23 protein-coding genes are annotated in these 21,317 nt (G+C 35.9%); 12 read left to right on the plus strand and 11 right to left on the minus strand.

Annotation, left to right across the window (positions count from 1 at the left end):
- Positions 1-129: 129 nt before the first annotated feature.
- On the minus strand, positions 130-1,119 hold the full coding sequence (locus AC5P2S_RS03160) for an SDR family oxidoreductase (RefSeq protein ID WP_494556187.1): 990 nt from the start codon (positions 1,117-1,119) through the stop codon (positions 130-132).
- Positions 1,120-1,397: 278 nt separating this feature from the next.
- Here AC5P2S_RS03160 and AC5P2S_RS03165 point away from each other — a divergent pair, with 278 nt between their 5' ends.
- The 4 genes from AC5P2S_RS03165 (at position 1,398) to AC5P2S_RS03180 (ending at position 4,502) form a co-directional block, all read left to right on the plus strand.
- Positions 1,398-1,805 carry a hypothetical protein gene (locus AC5P2S_RS03165; protein ID WP_494556188.1) on the plus strand — a complete coding sequence of 136 codons (408 nt, stop codon included), beginning with the start codon at positions 1,398-1,400 and terminating at the stop codon, positions 1,803-1,805.
- 133 nt (positions 1,806-1,938) lie between these two features.
- Entirely contained in the window at positions 1,939-3,276 is a 1,338-nt protein-coding gene (locus tag AC5P2S_RS03170) for a UDP-N-acetylmuramate--L-alanine ligase (protein WP_494556189.1), read from the plus strand.
- A gap of 2 nt (positions 3,277-3,278) precedes the next feature.
- Entirely contained in the window at positions 3,279-3,677 is a 399-nt protein-coding gene (locus AC5P2S_RS03175; RefSeq protein WP_120213290.1) for a helix-turn-helix domain-containing protein, read from the plus strand.
- Between the two features lie 63 nt (positions 3,678-3,740).
- On the plus strand, positions 3,741-4,502 hold the full coding sequence (locus tag AC5P2S_RS03180) for an SDR family NAD(P)-dependent oxidoreductase (RefSeq protein ID WP_494556190.1): 762 nt from the start codon (positions 3,741-3,743) through the stop codon (positions 4,500-4,502).
- Positions 4,503-4,527: 25 nt separating this feature from the next.
- On the opposite strand, the gene AC5P2S_RS03185 is transcribed toward AC5P2S_RS03180, so the two are convergent.
- The 3 genes from AC5P2S_RS03185 to AC5P2S_RS03195 all read right to left on the minus strand — a co-directional run bounded on the left by AC5P2S_RS03185 (position 4,528) and on the right by AC5P2S_RS03195 (position 7,948).
- Positions 4,528-4,974 carry a thioredoxin fold domain-containing protein gene (locus tag AC5P2S_RS03185; protein ID WP_494556191.1) on the minus strand — a complete coding sequence of 149 codons (447 nt, stop codon included), beginning with the start codon at positions 4,972-4,974 and terminating at the stop codon, positions 4,528-4,530.
- Positions 4,975-5,059: 85 nt separating this feature from the next.
- Complete coding sequence (locus tag AC5P2S_RS03190) at positions 5,060-7,099, minus strand: TonB-dependent receptor plug domain-containing protein (protein WP_494556192.1); 2,040 nt, start codon at positions 7,097-7,099, stop codon at positions 5,060-5,062.
- 165 nt (positions 7,100-7,264) lie between these two features.
- A complete protein-coding gene (locus tag AC5P2S_RS03195) occupies positions 7,265-7,948 on the minus strand; it encodes a Bax inhibitor-1/YccA family protein (RefSeq protein WP_494556193.1) in 684 nt (227 codons plus the stop codon).
- 45 nt (positions 7,949-7,993) lie between these two features.
- Here AC5P2S_RS03195 and AC5P2S_RS03200 point away from each other — a divergent pair, with 45 nt between their 5' ends.
- Positions 7,994-8,215 carry a hypothetical protein gene (locus tag AC5P2S_RS03200; RefSeq protein ID WP_283416326.1) on the plus strand — a complete coding sequence of 74 codons (222 nt, stop codon included), beginning with the start codon at positions 7,994-7,996 and terminating at the stop codon, positions 8,213-8,215.
- A 123-nt stretch (positions 8,216-8,338) separates the two neighbouring features.
- Entirely contained in the window at positions 8,339-9,490 is a 1,152-nt protein-coding gene (locus tag AC5P2S_RS03205; RefSeq protein ID WP_494556194.1) for a homogentisate 1,2-dioxygenase, read from the plus strand.
- Positions 9,491-9,530: 40 nt separating this feature from the next.
- Here the strand turns inward: AC5P2S_RS03205 and AC5P2S_RS03210 are convergent, their stop codons facing one another.
- Positions 9,531-10,250: a hypothetical protein gene (locus AC5P2S_RS03210; RefSeq protein ID WP_494556195.1), complete on the minus strand. Its 720-nt coding sequence runs from the start codon at positions 10,248-10,250 to the stop codon at positions 9,531-9,533.
- The gene (locus AC5P2S_RS03215) at positions 10,216-10,506 is read right to left on the minus strand and encodes a hypothetical protein (RefSeq protein ID WP_494556196.1); all 291 of its coding nucleotides are present in this window, start codon (positions 10,504-10,506) and stop codon (positions 10,216-10,218) included. The genes AC5P2S_RS03210 and AC5P2S_RS03215 overlap by 35 nt, the downstream gene beginning before the upstream one ends.
- Before the next feature lie 242 nt (positions 10,507-10,748).
- On the opposite strand from AC5P2S_RS03215, the gene AC5P2S_RS03220 reads away from it, so the two are divergent.
- The 6 genes from AC5P2S_RS03220 (at position 10,749) to AC5P2S_RS03245 (ending at position 16,992) form a co-directional block, all read left to right on the plus strand.
- Entirely contained in the window at positions 10,749-12,020 is a 1,272-nt protein-coding gene (locus tag AC5P2S_RS03220; RefSeq protein WP_494556197.1) for an acetyl-CoA hydrolase/transferase family protein, read from the plus strand.
- 111 nt (positions 12,021-12,131) lie between these two features.
- Positions 12,132-12,926, plus strand: a complete 795-nt coding sequence (locus tag AC5P2S_RS03225; protein ID WP_494556198.1) for a hypothetical protein — start codon at positions 12,132-12,134, stop codon at positions 12,924-12,926.
- 401 nt (positions 12,927-13,327) lie between these two features.
- Positions 13,328-14,458, plus strand: coding sequence for a 4-hydroxyphenylpyruvate dioxygenase (hppD, locus tag AC5P2S_RS03230; RefSeq protein WP_494556199.1), 1,131 nt, complete (start codon positions 13,328-13,330; stop codon positions 14,456-14,458).
- Positions 14,459-14,541: 83 nt separating this feature from the next.
- On the plus strand, positions 14,542-15,798 hold the full coding sequence (gene fahA / locus AC5P2S_RS03235) for a fumarylacetoacetase (protein WP_283416332.1): 1,257 nt from the start codon (positions 14,542-14,544) through the stop codon (positions 15,796-15,798).
- A gap of 97 nt (positions 15,799-15,895) precedes the next feature.
- The gene (locus AC5P2S_RS03240) at positions 15,896-16,717 is read left to right on the plus strand and encodes a flavin reductase family protein (protein WP_494556200.1); all 822 of its coding nucleotides are present in this window, start codon (positions 15,896-15,898) and stop codon (positions 16,715-16,717) included.
- Between the two features lie 26 nt (positions 16,718-16,743).
- Complete coding sequence (locus AC5P2S_RS03245) at positions 16,744-16,992, plus strand: hypothetical protein (protein ID WP_283416334.1); 249 nt, start codon at positions 16,744-16,746, stop codon at positions 16,990-16,992.
- Positions 16,993-16,995: 3 nt separating this feature from the next.
- On the opposite strand, the gene AC5P2S_RS03250 is transcribed toward AC5P2S_RS03245, so the two are convergent.
- The 5 genes from AC5P2S_RS03250 to AC5P2S_RS03270 all read right to left on the minus strand — a co-directional run bounded on the left by AC5P2S_RS03250 (position 16,996) and on the right by AC5P2S_RS03270 (position 21,235).
- Positions 16,996-17,355, minus strand: a complete 360-nt coding sequence (locus AC5P2S_RS03250; protein ID WP_494556201.1) for a type II toxin-antitoxin system RelE/ParE family toxin — start codon at positions 17,353-17,355, stop codon at positions 16,996-16,998.
- Positions 17,306-17,536: a hypothetical protein gene (locus AC5P2S_RS03255; protein ID WP_494556202.1), complete on the minus strand. Its 231-nt coding sequence runs from the start codon at positions 17,534-17,536 to the stop codon at positions 17,306-17,308. Before AC5P2S_RS03255 ends, AC5P2S_RS03250 begins: the two co-directional genes overlap by 50 nt.
- A 55-nt stretch (positions 17,537-17,591) precedes the next feature.
- A complete protein-coding gene (locus AC5P2S_RS03260; protein ID WP_494556203.1) occupies positions 17,592-19,340 on the minus strand; it encodes an ABC transporter ATP-binding protein in 1,749 nt (582 codons plus the stop codon).
- Between the two features lie 210 nt (positions 19,341-19,550).
- Entirely contained in the window at positions 19,551-20,318 is a 768-nt protein-coding gene (locus tag AC5P2S_RS03265) for an alpha/beta hydrolase (RefSeq protein ID WP_494556204.1), read from the minus strand.
- A 329-nt stretch (positions 20,319-20,647) separates the two neighbouring features.
- A complete protein-coding gene (locus tag AC5P2S_RS03270) occupies positions 20,648-21,235 on the minus strand; it encodes a Crp/Fnr family transcriptional regulator (RefSeq protein WP_283416339.1) in 588 nt (195 codons plus the stop codon).
- Between the last annotated feature and the right edge of the window lie 82 nt (positions 21,236-21,317).

Below are 21,317 nucleotides of genomic sequence, written 5' to 3' on the forward strand. Positions count from 1 at the left end.
ATAACATCCGGCTAATTTATCATTCGAATTTAGAAGAAATTTTGAATGAATTCAAAATAAATAATCAATGACCAATTAAAAAGGTGAATGCTAATGCTTTCACCTTCGATATAAGAATCTAATGTAGGTTTACTTTTTCTTTCCTGACTTTGAAATGATGACCAGAGCTGCGGCTCCAAGCAATCCTGCCAACATTATTTTCTTTGTTTTTTTGGATGGGACCGGCAGAATTGTTTCGCCGTAGATCCGCATCGGGTTCTTGGATTGTGTCAGAACATTACCGTCCGTATCTGTATTGTTATCTTCTTTCATCAGCAATCTCAAAGCAGCGGAAGTAGAATTGATAACGGTTTTTGGGAAAAGCCCATAAGCAGTTCTCATAAGGAGAGACGACCAGTCTGTAAACTTGCTTTTTCGGGGATTTTTTGCCATTTCAACCATTGCTGCGGCTAATTTTTTAGGATCCGATGCAGTGGGCGGAATTTTAAAGTCTAGACCAGAATATTTTGCGGAGTGCATATTACCTGTAGAACGCTGGATACTTGGATACAACCCTACAATGTGGATATCCGGCTCATCAGAAACTTCGCCCTGCAGACATTCTACCATGCCACGGATACCATATTTTGAAGCGGAGTAAGCTGTTCCATAAGGAGCCGGCATCCAGCCGCCAATCGAGATATTATTAATGAGAACACCATGTTTTTGTTTTTTAAATATAGGAAGAACGGTTCTTGCGCCATGCATATATCCCAAAAGATTGGTTTTGATAACCTGATCAATGACTTCAATCGGTGTTTCTTCGAATTTTCCGGTTGCCATTACTCCCGCATTATTGATCCAGAAGTCAATACTCCCATTAACCTCCAACGCTTTCTCTGCCAGATGTTCAACTTCTTTGAACTCCGAAACGTTGGTTGGAACTGCGATGGCAGATGCACCAAGCGCCTCACAGATTGCTACAGTTTCGTCCAGGGCTTCTTTTCCTCTGGCGGCCAGTACAAGATTGCAGCCTTCTTTTGCAAAAGCTTCGGCAGCCGCCAATCCTACGCCACTGGATGCGCCGGTAATGACAACCGTTTTCTGACTAATGGACACTGGTTGTTCTGTATTTTTCATAAGAATTGATTTTGTGGTTAGGTCAACTTCAAAGAGCATACCACCAGAGTTCTTCTTTTTTCATAGTTGTTAAAATAAAAAAATTAAGTAATTGATAATAACATACTGACGCAGAATGGGCGAAGAAAGGACGGAGACATCTTAGAGCGGTAAGTGCGATTTCAAAAAATCAACTCTTCAATAATAATTGAAATTAATTATCAAGTTTCTATCATCTTGGCAAAGCTTTTGTTTATAGCTAGGGACACTGAATTTATAATCACTAATACTTTTTTGAAATGGAAGCCACAGAACTTAGACTTAATAATTTGCTGATGTACGGGGATTCGATTGTCCCGATTATGGGTGTCGAAAATAATAACGAGAGTTTCTTGGTCAAAATTGATGAAGATACTGCGATTGATTATAGAAAGTTAAAACCGATTGCACTCACGGTTGATTGGTTTTCAAAATTGGGATTCAAAGAAGCTTATCGCTCCAATAGCAGAATCAGATTCGATTTGCCAAATTGTTGCCGTTATGATTTTGATTTGGATTCAAACAAAATTTTGGAAGGATTTTTATTCTTCGGCAATTATATCAAGTGTAATTATCTTCATCAGCTTCAGAATATCTATTTTACATTAACTGGTGAAGAGCTCAAAATAGAGCATAAATCTCCCAAGATCCAAACCACTTTATCATAAATATTCTTGAAACCTGATTTTTATAAGTCAGGTTTTTTTATTTTATTAATAATGAAGGAAATCTCACTTCTCATTTCTAATTTCTAACATCTTTCAAAGAAAACTCCTTACTTTTGTGTAAAATTGTTTAGAATTGAAAACCCATTTTATTGCGATTGGCGGTTCTGCGATGCATAATCTCGCTATTGCACTCAAAGATAAAGGCTATCAGGTCACTGGTTCCGATGATGCTATTTTTGAACCTTCTAGATCCCGACTGGAAAAGAAAGGAATTCTTCCCGAAGAAATGGGCTGGTTTCCGGAAAAACTGACTTCGGATATTGACGCCGTGATTCTCGGGATGCACGCCCACACTGATAATCCGGAATTGGCAAAAGCAAAAGAATTGGGACTGAAAATCTATTCTTATCCGGAGTTTCTTTACGAACAATCCAAAGAAAAGACCAGAGTTGTGATTGGTGGTTCGCACGGCAAAACAACCATTACATCAATGATTCTTCATGTTCTGAATTTTCATCAGAAAGACATCGATTATATGGTTGGTGCGCAATTGGAAGGCTTCGATTGTATGGTTAAAATTACAGAGGATAATGATTTTATGATCCTGGAAGGCGACGAGTATCTGTCTTCCCCAATCGATCTGCGTTCCAAATTTTTATTATACCAGCCCAATATTGCTTTGATTTCAGGAATTGCCTGGGACCATATCAATGTGTTTAAAACGTTTGATGACTATGTGGAACAATTTAGAAAGTTTGTGGCGAGTATCACACCAGGCGGCGTTCTCGTTTACAACGAAGAAGATGCTGAAGTTGTAAAAGTAGTTGAGTCTGCCGAAAATTACTTCCGGAAAATCCCTTACAAAACACCTGATTATGAAATCGTCAACAGCATTGTAAACCTTAAAACTGATATGGGTGACATTCCGTTATCCATTTTCGGTAAGCACAATCTGCTGAATATGGAAGGCGCAAGATTTATCTGTTCTCAGTTGGGCATAATGGAAGAAGAATTTTATGAAGCTATTATGAGCTTCAAAGGCGCTTCCAAAAGATTGGAAAAAGTAGAGAGACAAGATGGCGGTTTGCTTTATAAAGATTTTGCCCACGCACCAAGTAAAGTGAAGGCGACAGTTGCTGCTTTTGCAGAACAGTTTTCAAAAACTGAAACATTCGGTTTTTTAGAATTACACACTTACTCAAGTCTTAACCCGGTTTTTCTGGAACAATATGATCATGCTTTGGATGGATTGGATAATGCAGTCGTTTTCTATTCGGAAGATGCGTTAAAAATCAAAAGAATGGATCCGATTTCTCCTGAATTGATCAAAGAAAAATTTAAAAATGAAAACCTTAAAGTCTTTACCAATGCAGAAGATTTGCATAAATATTGGGAAACGTTGGATAAATCAAAAGGCGCTTTTCTGATGATGAGTTCCGGTAATTTCGGTGGCTTGGATTTGACAAAATAATAATGACAACACTTCCTAAAAAAATATTAGCCAGACAAAAAGAAATCACCAATGATTTTCTGAAAATTGTTGACCAGAATCTGGCTGATGTTTTATCCGGAAAATCTGAAAATATCTACGAAATACGAGATGTTGCGGAGTTGATGCATATCCATCCGCGACATCTTAGTAATACCATAAAATTAGTCACGGGTAATTCGCCGTGTTCTTTTGTTGAAGATAAAATTCTTGATATTGCCAAGCAACATCTCGAAGACAACAAAATCAGCATCGCAGAAATTGCCAAAATGCTCACTTACGATCCTTCCAACTTTACTAAGTTTTTCAAGCGATTTGCAGGAATGACGCCGAAACAATATCGTGAAGCACATCTGGAAAAATCTGAAACTGTCACCATTTAAACTGAAACAGTCACCATTTTTTTTATTGGTTTAATTCTAACTTTGTGATATAAAATTTACATTATGTCACAAAACAAAATTGCACTGATTACTGGCGGAAGTCGTGGACTTGGAAAGGAAATGGCTTTCCGGATTGCAGAAAAAGGCTTGGATGTTGTTATCACTTATAACAGCAAAAAAGAAGCAGCGGAAGCTGTAGTTTCTGAAATCGAAAAAGCTGGTCAAAAAGCGTTAGCGCTCCAGCTGGATGTCTCTGATTCCAAAAATTTTGATTCTTTTTTCTCTCAACTCAAAACAGCTTTAAAAGAAAAATTCGGTGTTGAGAGATTTGATTATCTAGTAAACAATGCAGGAATCGGGATCAATGCACCAATTGCGGAAATGAATGAAACTGATTTTGATGCTTTGGTTAATATCCAGTTCAAAGCCCCTTTTTTCCTGACTCAAAAATCTCTTGAACTAATGAATGACGGTGGTGGAATTATTAATATTTCTTCCGGATTAGCAAGGTTTTCAATGTTAGGTTACGGTGCTTATGGTGCTTTGAAAGGCGCTATCGAAGTTTTGACAAGATATGAAGCTCAGGAATTTGGAAAGCGCGGAATCAACGTCAATGTTGTTGCTCCGGGCGCTATTGAAACCGATTTCGGAGGTGGCGTAGTAAGAGATAATGTCCAGATCAATCAGCATATTGCCGGAACAACAGCGCTTGGCAGAGTTGGACTCCCGTCTGATATTGGCGGTGTTGTCGCTTTTCTTTGTACCGATGATGCGAAATGGATTAACGCACAAAGGATTGAAGTTTCCGGTGGCGTTAATCTTTAAAAATACTCAAAGCCTTTTGTATCAATCAAAAGGCTTTTCTTATCATAGTTTTCAGCGACTTATTATCAATCAATCCTTCCTGATAAAACAACACCTTTCCTGCAGAATTAATGAAAATCCAGGTTGGATAAACCGGTTTTTTGTTTCTTGCCAATTCTAATGCTAATTTGTGGATACCTGCATTTCCATTCGAGATATACTGGTAAGTTTTGCCAAAGAATTCAATTTTCTCTTTCGATTTTTCTGTGTCGAAGATGATAAAATAAACTTTTTCATTCATTTGATTTTTCAATTCGGGATCTTTTTCAATCTGGTGCATCTGGATTTTACAAATCGAACACCAACTTGTTTTCATATAAATCAAAGTCGATTTCTCTAATTTCTCAGGTAAATTTTGGAATGAATAAGTTTTCAATTCCTGAGAATGAATAATTCCAAAAGTCATTAATAGTAGAGAAGTTAATAGTTTCATCTTTTATTTTCTTAACACTAAGTCACAAAGGAATCACAACGAACACAAAACTTTGTGATTCCTTTGTGTCTTTGTGGTTTATTAACTATCTGATTTGATACCGAATACCAATAAAACTTCGGATTCCCTGCATTGGCGCATAGCCGTATGTCGTATCAAAAGTGTAACCATAAGGATTATTTATTACATCATCTACATTTTTATCAAACGGATCAAACGGTCTCAAAATCGGATTTTTTGGAACAAAATTCAACAGGTTTCTGATTCCACCATAGATTTCAAAACCATTTTCAAATTTCTTACTCAGCTGGATATTCATCAGCGTAAACCAAGGCGAATATTCCGGCCGGAAATCATTGGGAACCGTCGGTAAGCGCATTGGTCCGTACAATTGCCCGGTTAAATCCAGCGAAAATTGATTTTCAAATTGATAAGTCAAATTATAAGTTCCGCTCCATTTCGGAGCGTGCAATTGTTGTGTTTTTTCTTTGTCGTTCACAGAATAGACATCCATATAAGTTACACCAAGCATCATTTGGAATGGTAAAGTCCAATTAGTGCTCACATCAGCCGAAATTCCTCTGGAAATGGCGTGACCAGATAAATTGTTGTAAATGATTTTGTCCGGCTCCGAATCAAAATCACCAATGATCTTATTATTGAAATAAGAATAAAATCCATTCAAATCAACATTGATAAAATAATTGTTTACCGGAATTTTCATCAAATAACTAAGATTCGTGTTTAGAGATTTCTCCGGTTTCAAATCTTCTTTGATGACAACTTCCCTTGAACCAGTGAGCGCTGCGTGGTCTTCTGTAAAAAGATTCACAACACGAAAACCAGTCCCGAAACTCAATCTCAAAGTATTGTATGGATTGGGCTCAAATTTCCAGGCCAGTCGTGGCGAATGCACAGATTTGTGAATCTTGTGATAATCATAACGATAACCGATCAATAAATTGTTTTTGTCATTGATTTCCCACTCATCTTCTACATAAATTCCAGCAATCGGTGATTTCATTGGTTGATTTTCTCCTGATAAATTGGCTGTTCCAGGTGTATTGTCATCGTAGAAATTTGATTTATAACTGATTCCTGATTTCAGGTTATGTTTTCCCAATTGCTTTTCCCAATTCAGTTGCAGAAACAACACTTTTTGAGTCGCCATATACGGCGTGTTACCGTAGAAAGAATTTTGATCGTGATAATTATAGGAATATTGAAGCAGGAATTTTTCTTTCATCGGGAGTTGATAAATCCCAAACAGTTCAAACCGATTAGTATAAATGCTTTCACCGTAAACATTGTCCGTACCTCGGTTTTTCTTTTTCCACTGCATTTCTCCGCCAAATCTGTCCTCATAAAAATACCTCAAAGCAAAACTCGCCAATCGACTTTCCTTTCTTTTGAAATTCCATTTGTTGAAGAAGGAGATTCTGTGTTGCAAAGCGGTGTCGGTAAAATTGTCTTTATTCTGGTCAATCCTGTTCCCAAAATAAAAATAATTTAAGCTCAATAAACTCGAAAAATTTTTGTTGTCAATCACTTTTTTCGCAATGTCTAAATTGATTTCTCCTTGACTTCCCGTCATTATATCCGTAGAAAAATCCGTTGCCTGCAACGCATTTTTTGTGATGATATTGATAACACCGCCCATCGCTTCAGAACCAAAAATAGAGGATGCCGGTCCTTTCGTAATCTCGATTCTGTCGATCAGACTATTCGGGATTCCGCTCAATCCATAGACTGTGGACAATGAACTTACAATCGGCATTCCATCAATTAAAATCATTGTATAAGCCCCTTCCAAACCATTGATATGAATATCGCCGGTGTTACAAACCGAACAGTTCAGCTGCGGTTTTACGCCGTTCACCATTGCTATAGATTCAAAAATACTGGGCGTTGGATTTTTCCTGAAAAACTGTTGCGAATAAACATCTGTCGAGATCGGACTGTTCAATTTCTTTACAGAAAATTGGGTGATTGTGACTTCATCAATTTCATTAGATCTTTTAATAGAATCAACAACATTAACTTTCACAGAATCAATTTTGATAGAATCTGTCTGAGCAAAAATAAAATTTGATAAAACGACAAAAGAAAACAGAATTAATCTCATTAAAACAAAAATGTTAGACAAAGCTAACAAATTTATTTTAAAATTAAAATTTTGTTTTAAGATTAAAATTTCTGCATAAAAAAACTCACCAAATTTTGGTGAGTTAATTATTTATATCTGTCTGAATTTATAAAATGCAGTCTGAGGCTCTCGAAGATTACTATACTAATCTCTTCTGCTCAGAAAGATTCTCAGGATGTACCAGAACAAAAGCATAATCGAAGCAAACATCTGCAAAGCTGCGCCGACATATTGCTCCTTATTGTAGATATTTTTGATGTTATATGTTTCGTAAAGAATGCTTGCACTTGCCAATCCCACCATAGCCAAAGAAAACCAAAGTCCCAGATTAAAACCAAAAACTGCACCTGCGACAATGACACCCAAAGCTACAAATCCGCCGATAACAATGATGTTTCTAAGAAAAGAAAAATCTTTGTTGGTGAAAAAAACGGTTGCAGTCAACCCTGCAAACATAAAAAGCGTTACCAGTGCGGCCTGAGTGATGACTTGTGGTGCATACAAACTTGCGATTCCCAACATCGGCAGAAAGATCAAGGCTTCTATCAGAACATATAGTCCCAATCCCATATACTGTGTATTTCTTGAAACTGAAAACGATAATTTAGTTGCCAGCATTGACGCTAACCAAAATACACCGATGACCAAAAGCCAGATGTATTTTCCGGAAATCATAGTTAGGATAGTTTCCAGCGGTACGGTTTTCAATAATAGATATTCCACCGCTCCAAACGCCAAAATAGCGACTGCAACGTGCATATATGTTTTCCTGTAAAATTCTGCTCTTTCGATTTCTGACAACTGAGAAACCATTAATGAATCATTCATCTGTATTAATTTTAATATTCTCAAAGATAACATTTTCTATTAAAAATGAGTCTTAACGATTTCATAATTCTTTTTAAAGCCGGAATTTTCAGAAGCCGGGAACCTGCTGTCCGCTATATCTTTTTTGTCATTGCGAACATAGTGAAGCAATCTGTTCAACATTGTACAATCGCAATGACAAAAAAGGATGCCGCTACCATCAGGGCTAGAGTTTTTAACATCCAGACAGAACAGCATTATGTTTTACCATTCATTTTTGCTGAGTGAAGCGTCTTTGCCAGCCTTTAAAATCTTTTCAATAATTATAAATTTGTATCATTTGCGTTCAAAATATTAACCTTATCAATTCTCAAAAAAATATTACATTTGAGAAAAGCCAAATCTAATAAAATGAGATACGTTCAGCTTGGGAAAGTTCCTCAAAAAAGACATACGATTTTCAAATCCGAAGATGACCAATTCTATTATGAGCAACTCTTTGGAACAGAAGGTTTTCACGGGATTGCATCGTTGCTTTATCATACGCATCGTCCGACTCAAATCAAATCGATTGGCAATGTGAAAGACGTCACACCAAAAATTGCGGTGGAAAAAAACGTAACGCCCAGAATGATAAAAGGAGCAAAAGTGACCGCTGAGGATGATTTTTTGGAAAGCAGGAAAGTTCTGATGCTAAACAACGACCTCAAAATGGGATTGGCAAAACCGAGAAAATCGACTGATTATTTCTATAAAAATGCTGAATGCGACGAACTGCTTTTTGTCCACGAAGGAAAAGGTGTTTTGAAAACAATGCTCGGTAATATTGAGTTTTCGGTGGGCGATTATCTCATCATTCCGAGAGGAACTATTTATCAGCTGGAATTGGTATCCGAAAACAATGTTTTCTTTTTTATAGAAGCGCATTCACCTATTTATACGCCAAAACGTTACCGGAACGAGTTTGGGCAATTGCTGGAACATTCGCCGTTTTGCGAGAGAGATATTATTCCGCCGACTTTTGCGGAACCAAAAAATGAGAAAGGCGATTTTCTCATCAAAGTCAAAAAAGAAAATCAAATTACCGATTTCGTCTATGCAACACATCCATTTGATGTTGTTGGCTGGGACGGTTATTTTTATCCTTATAAATTTAATATCAAAAACTTCGAGCCAATTACGGGTAGAATTCATCAGCCGCCTCCGGTTCATCAGAACTTTGAAGCGCACAACTTTGTGGTTTGCTCGTTCTGTGCGCGGATGTATGATTATCACCCACAGGCTATTCCTGCGCCTTACAATCATTCCAATATTGATTCCGATGAGGTTTTGTTTTATACGGAAGGCGATTTTATGAGCCGGAATCACGTGGATCTGATGGATTTTTCGCTGCATCCGGGCGGAATTGTTCACGGCCCGCATCCCGGTGCGATGGAAAGAAGCATCGGTAAAAAATTCACGGATGAATATGCGGTGATGGTGGACCCCTTCAGACCTTTGAAACTGACAGAGGAAGCCATAAAAGTAGAAGACCCGACTTACAAAACAAGTTGGTTGGAATAATATAAAAAACAATAAAAGCTAACATTTGTGTTAGCTTTTATTATCTCATCCAGCCTTCTACCATATAATTCTTCTCAATTAATTTTTGTTCAGGTTTATTATCTGGTTTAAAATAAACTGAAATTTTTGAGCCATAAGGTTTTCCCCAATCTCCTTCATAAATTGTAAAAATTTTATGGAATAATTGTAAGCTGTCGTTTGGTTTTACTTTTATCAAACTTTTCTCCTTTATTTGTTGTTTAGATAATGGAATATTCTGTGTGATTTCGGATGCTTTCACATATAATTTCCCTTTTTCACTCGGTTTGTACCAGAAATAATATTCATAAATCCCAGGTTGAGAGTCATTTTTAATTTCTAAAGTATTTTGTTCTCTGATAGTTAATGTATCAATTTCAATCTTCGGTTTTTCAAACTTTATATTTTTAGGAATTTCTAAATCATCAGCAAAAAAATCATTAGAATAAAACATTAAAAAAGTCATCAAATAAATTATTGTGACTCCCAAAATTCCTAATTGTAAAAGGCTGTAATACCATCTCGATTTGAAAACAAGATACACTGATGAAATTATTACAATGATGATTGGGAAATATAATAACCATTCAAATACTTCTATGATAAATTTGTTGACATATAATAAACTACTCAGGTAGATTCCATAAATAATTAAATACAGAACAATTGGTTTCCACCAGGTTTTAAGAAAGTTATCAATCATCATCTTAGCTTCCGGCAAACGGACTTCCGAAAATGCCAACTGCCAATTCTATCCAAACCAAAAAAAGAACTGCAAATGTTAACATAATCAATATCAATCGGCTTTTGGTTGTTTTGAATTTCTCCAAAATTAACTTAATGATGAATGCTGTTCCGAAAAGTATAAAACCTCCAATAGCAAAATCGGAAAACGACCAATTGACTTCTTTAGTAAACTGCATCGCAACCAATGGAATGCTTAACAATGCAGCCGGAATCAAAAATAGAATATTGTTTCTTTGACTTTTTGTAATCATAGCTCAAAATATTAAATTAAACAATTGTAAAGAACTTTGAATTACAAAGTAAATAAATTTTATTTGAATTTTGAAAATTTATTTTCAATTATTTTTCAAAAAGGCTGTTGACTTATTAGTAAACGATTGGTTTATAGATCGATTGGTTTCCACACTCTAATTTATATGACTTTTTACCAAACTGACAACGCTCATTTTTTTGCTTATCTTTAGAAAGTAAATTTGTAAAAAATTAACTCGTTATGATCAATTACGTTAGTGCAGAAGAAGCGGTTTCAATTATTAAAAGTGGTGACAGGATATTCGGACATGGTAGTGCTTGTACACCTAATCTTTTGTATGATGAATTAGCTAAACAGTCTTCCCGGTTGAAAAATGTAGAAATGGTTTCCATCACACAACAAGGGAATGTAGAGATCGCTAAACATGATTATAAGGATAGTTTTTATATCAATTCCTTATTTACATCAACGCCTGTGCGAGAAGCGGTAAACTCTGATCACGGTGATTTTGTGCCGATTTTCCTTAGCGAAATTCCGATTCTTTTCAAAAACGGAATTCTGCCGATTGATGTGGCTTTGATAACGGTTTCTCCACCGGATAATCACGGCTATTGTACATTGGGAACGTCTGTGGATGTAGCAAGAAGTGCTATTGATACGGCTAAATCCATTATTGCTATCGTTAATCCAAAAATGCCGAGAACACATGGCGATGGAATGATTCATATCAATAGAATCGAGAAAATGGTTTGGAGCGAAGAAGATCTTTTAACCATTGATTATGGTGCAAAAGTAGGTGCTGAGGAAATGCTGATCGGAAAAAACGTTGCGGAATTAATAGATGACAAAGCGACGTTGCAGATGGGAATCGGAACCATTCCTGATGCGGTTTTGAAATGCTTGGGAAATCACAAAGATCTTGGTGTTCATACGGAAATGCTAAGTGACGGTGTTATTGATTTGATTAAAAATGATATCGTTAATAATAAATACAAAGGAACACATACCAACAGAACGATCACCAGTTTCTGCTTCGGAACGAGAAAACTGTATGATTTTGTAGATGATAATCCATCGATTGCTTTTATGGATGTTCAGCACGTTAATTTTCCTATTAATATTATGAAAAATAAAAAAATGCATGCCATTAATTCAGCTATTGAAATTGATTTGACTGGCCAGGTTTGTGCAGATTCTATCGGAACTTATCAGTTCAGCGGTATAGGCGGACAAATGGATTTTATGCGTGGTGCTGCCTTGAGCGAAGGTGGAAAACCAATTATGGCAATCTCTTCCAGAACCAAAAAAGGCGTTCCGAGAATTGTTCCTTTTCTTAAACAAGGCGCAGGTGTTGTTACAACCAGAGGCCATATTCATTATGTGGTAACAGAATTCGGTACAGCTTATTTGTATGGTAAAAACCTGCGTCAAAGGGCAAAGGCTCTGATTGAGATTTCTCATCCGGACGATAGGGAGATGCTGGATAAAGCTGCATATGATCGTTTCAAATAATAAATTTCAAACTAACTTATTAATATTGAGGTTTTAAACACTTTTTGACGATTTTTGAAACCGGTTTTGTCCATTTATTGTATATTTGATTGAGCTTGAAAAAATGATGATTTGAAGTCAATTTACAATTTAATTAAAGAAAAAATCCGTCAGCATCCGATTGTCCAGAATTCTATATTGGGAAATTCGAACCCTTGGAAAAGAAGCCATTTTATTATTTTGTCCGAGATTATTAAGGATGAGCTTTCTAAAAAAGAAGAACTTCAGAATGAGAGGAAATTTGAATTAGGAACAAGTATTTCTCATATTACTCTACAGCGTTTTTTTGAAAGTGATTATGATTATAAAACACATAATGATTTACGCTTTCTCAAAACGCTTGACAAGATCTGCATTTTTCTGGGTTTCAAAGATCTTAATTCTTTTGTGAAAAGTGTAAAAGGGGTTAGCAGCTATATCGAATCCGGGGTTGGAACAGAGTTTACCAAGGATATCGTTTACAAATATTGTCAAGCGAATTTTGAGTTTTTTAAAATTTTTCCAAAACTAAGAATAGATATTTTTGATGATCATGTTTTTAAGGAGTCCCCTTTTATAGAAAGAATAAAAAACTACAGCTCGCAGCTTTGTGAAAAAAAACTGATGCTTTTCACTAATAACAACCGTTCGAATTTCGAGATTTTTGATATTGATGTTATTTCTGAAGAAAAAGAAATGGTAGTTGTAAAAACGCAGGAATTCTGGAATCTGGTTTTTGTAGTGGAAAATTCTGATGAAGAATATATTGTTAACGAATTGGATACACAAATCTATTTTATCAAAAAAATAGATAATACCTGGAAAATCTGGGATAATTATAATCCTAATTCCGGATTACTTAATCAGGTGATACAAAAAAAGCCATAAGGCGGACGGCTTCATGACTTCATTCTTACACTTATGTTCTTAGAATCTTCATAATTCTTAAACAAAAGTAGAAATCTAATTGATATATACACGAACTTAAATATACTTAAAAATACATATTGCGTTTTTTTTACTATTTTTTATTGTTTGTATAAAAATAATTAACAAAGGTTAAGTTTTTTTAATTATTATTTATTGTATAGTATAAAACATGGATTATTTCATAATATAGCATAGTGCAATCGATTTCATTTTATTTATTGTAATCTTCTTTGATATATTATTATATATGCTCTGTTTTTTTTAATATATATTCAAAAATATAATAAAACTAACAAATGTTAGTTTATTTTCGAAAAATGCTTATCTTGGCAACTGAGATTAATAAGTAAAAAAGTAAAATGTCAACACTCACTTTTGCAGAGAAAATCGCACAAGCAGAGAATTTTCTCCCTATCAACGGTACCGATTTTATAGAGTTTTATGTAGGAAATGCCAAGCAAGCAGCTCATTTTTACAAAACAGCGTTTGGATTTCAGTCTGTTGCTTATGCTGGTCCTGAAACTGGCGTCAGAGACAGAGCTTCTTATGTTTTGCAGCAAGGAAAAATCAGATTGGTTTTAACTTCGGGTCTTAAATCAGATTCTCCGATTTGTGAACATCAGAGAAAACACGGTGACGGCGTTAAGATTCTGGCACTTTGGGTGGATGATGCTTACAAAGCTTTTGAAGAAACAACAAAACGTGGCGGAAAACCATATTTGGAACCCAAGACAATAACGGATGAATTCGGAGAGGTGAGGATGTCGGGTATTTACACTTACGGCGAAACCGTTCATATGTTCATAGAACGCAAAAATTACACGGGCGCTTTTATGCCTGGTTACGAAAAGTGGGAAAGCGATTATAACCCTTCCGATGTTGGGTTGTTGTATGTTGACCATTGTGTAGGAAATGTCGGTTGGGACAGAATGATTCCCACGGTTGAATGGTACGAAAAAGTAATGGGATTCGTGAATATTCTTTCATTTGATGATAAACAAATCAATACAGAATATTCTGCATTGATGTCAAAAGTAATGTCTAATGGCAATGGTTATGCCAAATTTCCAATCAATGAACCGGCCGAAGGTCAGAGAAAGTCGCAGGTGGAAGAATACCTGGATTTTTACGAAGGTGAAGGCGTTCAGCATATTGCAGTTGCTACAAAGGATATTGTAAAAACCGTAACAGAGCTTAAAAATCGGGGCGTCGAATTTCTTTCGCCGCCACCGGAAGCGTATTACGAGATGATCCCTGAAAGAGTAGGAGATATTGATGAAGATATCAAAAAACTTCAGAATCTTGGAATTCTTGTGGATTGCGATGAAGAAGGTTACCTACTTCAGATTTTCACAAAACCTGTGGAAGACAGACCAACGTTGTTTTACGAAATCATCGAGAGACACGGCGCTCAGAGTTTCGGAGCTGGGAATTTCAAGGCACTTTTCGAAGCTTTGGAAAGGGAGCAGGAAAAACGCGGAAACCTTTAAACCCAAATTATTTTCTTATATTTTTACAATTAAAGCATTATTTTTAATGCTTTAATTTTTTAATCTAATTCTAAATTCAAAAAATGAAATCCTTCATCAATTATTCATCAGATTCCGATTTTTCAATTTATAATATTCCGTTTGGAGTTTGTGTTTTCAACAAAGAATTTATTGCTTGTGCCACAAGAATTGGCGATATTGTTATCGATTTGGCAACCTTATTTGACCTTGGTTATTTTGAAGATATCAAAGGCTTTGAAGAAAATGTATTCGAAGGTTACACAATCAACGAGTTTATAGAATTAGGAAAACCAATTACGAATAAAGTTCGTGAGAGAATTCAGCAATTGTTGTTAGAAGATTCTTTGTTGTCGAAAGACGAAAGAGCTTTGGAGGAATGCTTTTACAATCTGGATGAGATTCAAATGATGATGCCTTTACACATCCCGAATTATACCGATTTTTATAGTAGTATTCAGCACGCCACCAATGTCGGGATGATGTTCCGTGACCCGGCCAATGCGTTGTTACCAAACTGGAAACATTTGCCGGTTGGTTATCACGGTCGTGCTTCGTCGATTGTTTTATCAGGAATCGATATCACAAGACCTTGCGGGCAAATCAAGCCATTTGATTCGGACAAACCGATTTTCAGCGCATCCAGACAATTGGATTTCGAATTAGAAATGGCTTTTGTCGTGAATAAAAATACAGATTTGGGAGAAAGGATTTCTGTTTCTGAGGCGGAAGATGCGATTTTCGGGATGATGATTTTCAACGATTGGTCCGCAAGAGATATTCAGAGTTGGGAATATGTTCCTCTTGGACCATTTTTGGGGAAAAATTTTGGTTCATCCATTTCACCTTGGATTGTGACTTTGGAAGCTTTGCAGCCATTCAAAACACAGTCTCCGAAACAAGAGCCGGAAGTTTTGGGTTATCTGAAATTCGAAGGTGATAAAAATTATGACATCAATCTTCAGGTTTATCTTAAGCCAGAAAATTCTGAAGAAAACTTGATTTCTGAAAGCAATTACAAATTTATGTATTGGAATATGTGTCAGCAGTTGGCGCATCACACTGTGAATGGCTGTAATGTTGAAGTTGGTGATGTTTATGCCAGTGGAACTATTTCCGGAGAAGATGAAAAATCCTATGGTTCTATGCTGGAACTAACCTGGAGAGGAACAAAACCATTGCAACTCAAAAACGGAATCGAGAGAAAATTCATAGAAGACGGCGATACCATCACAATGAAAGCCTGGTCAGAAAAAGACGGAATCCGGGTTGGATTTGGGGAAGTTTCTGGAAAGATTTTGCCGGCTGTTTTACCACAATAGACACAAAGATTTCACAAAGTTCACAATGTTTTTCTTCTTGTGGACCTTGTGAAAGCATTGTGTTCCTAGTGTTTAAAAACTTTTTAACGATTAAATAATGAAAACTATCATTCCTTCCGATATCTCAGCAGTTCAGTTGCAACAAGTAATGCAAACCGCGATTGCGCCACGACCGATTGCTTTGGCGAGTACGATTAACAGCAAAGGAGAAATCAATCTTTCGCCTTTCAGTTTTTTTAATATGTTCAGCACTGTTCCGCCTGTTGTTATTATTTCTCCTTCCAGAAGAGTGCGTGACAATACCACAAAACATACTTTGGAAAATCTGAAAGAAGTGCCGGAATTGGTTATTGGAAACGTCAATTTCGATATGGTTCAGCAGGTTTCTTTGGCCAGTACGGAATATGAAGATGGCGTAAATGAGTTTATCAAATCCGGATTAACAATGAAACCTGCTGACATCGTAAAGCCACCTTTGATTGCAGAATCGCCAGTTAATTTCGAGTGTAAGGTTTTAGAAATTAAATCACTGGGTAATTTTGGAGGTTCAGGAAATCTGGTAATTGCAGAGATTGTCAAGATTCATATCAACGAAAAATATCTGGATGAAGCTGGAAATCTCGACCAAAAACAATTGGATTTGGTAGCAAGATTGGGAAGTAATTTCTATTCCAGAAATAACGAAAATAATATCTTCGAAGTTCCTAAACCCTTAGTTACAAAAGGAATCGGTTACGACCAGCTTCCCGACGAGATCAGACAAAGTGATATTTTTACAGGCAACGATTTGGGAATGCTTGCCAATGTAGAAATTTTACCGATTGGGAATTTCTCTTCTGAAAAAGATGTACATTTATTAGCCCAAAATCATTTAAGAAATAACAATATTGAAAATGCTTGGAATGTCCTGAAAATTTAAAACGCTAAAAAAACTAAAAACAAAAAATGATGAAGAAATCGGTTTATCAAGCCATTATCACTATGCTGATTTTGGTTATTGCAGTCTCTGTAATTGGTATTTTTAATACTGAAATCAGTCTGAAATATGAAACTGGAAATCCGAAAGATTGCATTTCTCTCTTAACTGGCAGAGACCTTTGTTTATGGATTAAAAATCTCAAAATCATCATCATAGTTTGTCTGATAGCGGCTTCGGGATTGATAAGTTTCAGGTATAAGATTATCAGAGATTAGCAATTATTTTTCCCGTTCAATTTTCAACGGATTTTGACGAGTGTCAAAAATGTCAACGATTCTTACTTGTAAACTCTCATCGTTTATTGAATATATTATTTTATAATTCGATTCTATAATATAGCTGTACTCAATATTTTTATATTCCAAGGAGATTTCTCTTTGTCCAATTCTTGGAGTATTGATTAACTTATCAGGAGCTAAAAGAATTTTAACCATGATTTTTTGTGCAACTTCATAACTTTTAGATTTTTCTTGATAGTAAAGAAAAATTTCATCGATTTGTTGTTCAGAAAACTTTGACCAGACAATTTTATAAACCATATTTTGAAAGAAGTTCTTCGGTTGTTTTGAATCTTCCATTTTCAAAATCTTCTTCGGATTTGGCTATTCTTTCGTTAAGTTCTTCAATCGTAAAAGGCTTCAATTCTTTTTCAACCTGTTTGGATTTCTTTAAAAGCTTTTCGAATTGAGAAATTAATTCCTCACTTTGAAGATTCAGAAAAGCCTGAACAAATTCTATTTTTCTCGATTCGATATTCATTTTTAAAAGGTTTAATCAAAATTACAAATTTATTCTTAATCAAAATTGAAATTAATTAAATCGTCTTCTCTCCATCCTCACTCACAACCTGAGCCTTATAAAGAACAGAGTAATAACCATTCATAGCCAAAAGTTCCTGATGCGTTCCTTCTTCCACAATCAGTCCGTGGTCCATTACTATGATTTTGTCAGCTTTTTCAATTGTAGAAAGTCTGTGCGCAATAATAATTGAAGTTCTGTTTTTAGTGATTTTTTCAGTCGCTCTTTGGATGAGTTTTTCACTTTCGTGGTCAATGGACGAAGTGGCTTCGTCAAGAATCAGAATTTTCGGGTCAGAAAGATAAGCTCTCAAAAATGATAATAATTGCCTTTGTCCCAACGAAATAGAAGAACCTCTTTCACTTACCACATAATCGTAGCCGTTTGGTAATCTTTCGATAAACTCATCGACTTCAATTTCGCGGGCCGCTTTTTTGATATTCTCGAGCGTGATATCTTCATCGCCCAGAGTCAGATTTTCAAAAATACTGCCGTGGAAAAGGAAAACATCCTGAAGCACAACACCAATATGACTTCTTAAATTGTATAATTCATAATCTCGGATATCCACATCATCCAGCATTATTTTCCCGGAATTGATGTCATACAATCTGGTAATCAAACTGATAATCGTCGATTTACCAGCTCCTGTCGCACCGACAATAGCGACAGTTTCGCCAGGATTTACTGTGAAATCAATGCCTTTCAGAACTTCTTGTTTGTCATCGTAAGCAAAATGAACTTTATCAAACTCAATTTTTCCGTCAAAATGGTCTTTGGCAATCGTTCCGTTATTAGGCATCGCTTGGTCTTCATCCATCACGCCGAGAACACGTTCTGCACCAACGATTCCTCTCTGGATATTATTAAATCTATCCGCAATCTGTCTCAAAGGACGAATCAACATATTGATGAACTGAATGAAAGCAATAATGACTCCAGGCGTAGATTTGATAAATCCACCATAAAATAAGATAAATCCAATGAAAAGCGACGAAATCAATTCAACAACAGGAAAGAACAAGGAAAAGATAAAAACCGTTTTCAGTAAAGCTTTTTTTAGCTCAATATTAATTGTATCAAATTTCTTAAACTCGGCTTCTTCTCTGTTAAAAACCTGAATCAATGACATCCCGGCCAAACGTTCCTGCACAAAACTGTTTTGTGTTGCCGTCCAGCTTCTTTCAGAACCAAATGCGACTTTCAGTTTCTTCTGGAAAACTCTCGTAATCACAACCATTATCGGGAGAATCGCTAACGAAATCATACTCAGATGTGTATCCACCTGGAACATTGCGAAAAGAACCATCACGATTCTCAGAATATCTCCGAAGACCATCAAAAATCCATCTGTGTAAACCGTAGCAATCGTTTCAACATCGCCGACAGCTCTTGTTACAAGATTTCCTATTGCGGTTTTGTCGAAGAACGCAGTTCTGAAATAAATCAGTTTGTGATACAACCTTTCCCTGATGTCACGAATAACATTCTGCGAAATGAAATTCGAAAAATAAACCAGGAAAAAGTTAAGAACCGTTTCCGCAATTACCAATCCGATCAGCAGATAAATGTGCTTCATCAGCTGGGCCTTATCCTTTAGCTTAACAATGTCTATATCGACTACATTTTTGGTAAGAATCGGTCTGTAAGTGGAAACTATGGCGAGAAAAATTGAAATAATCAGTGTGAAAATAAACCACGACCTAAATTTCATTCCGATTAAAAATAATCGCTTGACAATGTCCCAGGTATTTTGTTGTTTCATCTGTTTCTATTAATTTTTCTAAGGTCAGATGGAACACCTTTAATCATAAAACTATCATTAAAAGCAAATTTGGTAAAGAGGTGTTTCATTTTTATTCTTAGAATTCCGGAGTTTTTTTCACTCTCGAAAAAAATCTTTGCAAAAATAAGACTTTAAAAATTGAAACGCCGACCATTAACCAAATTTATTAATAGACAAAACGAATAAGATTTATTGTTTCTCAATCCAGTTCAAAACGTATCCGGCAACTTCTTCCCAACCTTTTTCTCCACAGATAAAATGACTTCTCCCTTCAAAGATTTTCAAATCCAGAATACTGTTTTTGTCTTTGTAAGAATTGGCAATTTTCACAGTGAAGTCAGCCGGAAAAATAGCGTCATTTGCACCACCGATGAATAATAACGTATTGTGAGCTTTATTAAAATCAACATTGCCAATCGATTTCAAAAGCGGGTCTCTCGCCAGTCTTCTGCTTTCCGGAGCAGCAACAGTTTCGTACAATTTATCACTTTCTTCTTGGGAATAATTATTAAAAAACGCACGATGATACCAATCTTTTGTTCCAAGATACGGGCTGTTTCCTTTGAAAAAATTGAAAACCGGCCAAACGATTTTTATCGTTGAAAAAGGCGCCATTACATTTTTTGGTGGTGCGCCGTCTATGCTAACTCCGGCAACAGCTTTATCAAGTTCAATCAGTTTTTGAACCAATAATCCACCGAAAGAATGTCCTACAACAATCGGTTTCTCAGGAAGCGTGTCAATGAATTTCACGAGATTGTTCAAGGTCTGTTCAAAGCTTACAGTTCTTAGTTCGGAAGGAATGTTTCTTTTCAATTCGATAGGGTTCCCTTCGTGTCCCGGATTTGAAGGTGTGTGAACCGTGTAACCTTGGTTTTCGAAATAAGTTTTCCATTCTTTCCAGCTGGTATTGTTGACGAATAATCCGTGAATCAATACGATAGTTTTTGTTTTCATAATATTTTGATGTTTAAATTATAAGACAAAGTTCAGAAGATTGAACTTGTAAAACTTTAACCCAAGTTAAAATCGTATCATTTTGATAAATAAATATTTATGAAGTAATTAATTATCTGCTCAATCGGAAAAATCTGCGAGAGTTTCATTATATGATATTTATTTGGGCAGCTTAATCCGCCTGTAGTTTATCCTGAGCTTGTCGAAGGGCTCCCAAACCTAACGAAGTGGTTCGACGAAGTCAATCTTTTCACTCCACTACGTTGCGTAAAAAGGATTTCCGCTCAAGTCGGGCTGCGTAAGATTCAACGTTTCAATAAAATTCAGAATTATTTCCCAGAAAGTCTTTTCCGAATCCTGCTAAGAGACGGCCCTTGAATCCCCAAGTAAGATGAAATATGATATAAAGGAACATTATTGAAAATATCCGGATGTTGCTTGATGAGGTCGAGATAACGTTCCTCAGGAGATTTCAAGAGAAAACCTTCGATTCTTGTCATTGTCACATTGAAAGCTTCCTGAGCCAACAATCGTCCGAATTTTTCCCATTGATGAGATTTTTGATATAAGGAAAGCAAATCCGTATAACGAATATAAATAATAGAAGCATCCGTCATCGCCTGTGTAAAATAGTCACAAGGAATCTGATTGATAAAACTCTTGAAAGAAACCACAAATCCGTTCGCAGAATAGAGAAAAACGTTCTTTTCTTCGCCCGCTTTTTCATCAATCGTGTAAGAGCGGAAAACGCCGTCAACAATAAATCCGAAATAAGTGCAAACCGTTCCGCGAAGATTATAGAATTCACCTTTTTTGTAATTCTTCACCAACCAAAAATCCGAAGACATTTTGAAATCATCTTCCGAAAGTCCGGCAAATTGATTTAATGCGAATGCAAGCTTGTCAATTTCGGTCATCAATTTACGGTTTTAAGAGGTTATTTGTTTTAAATCAATCAGTTAAATTTATAAAAATAATTTCACTTCTCAATAAAAAACT

It is taken from the genome of Epilithonimonas sp. 33E, from assembly GCF_059372615.1.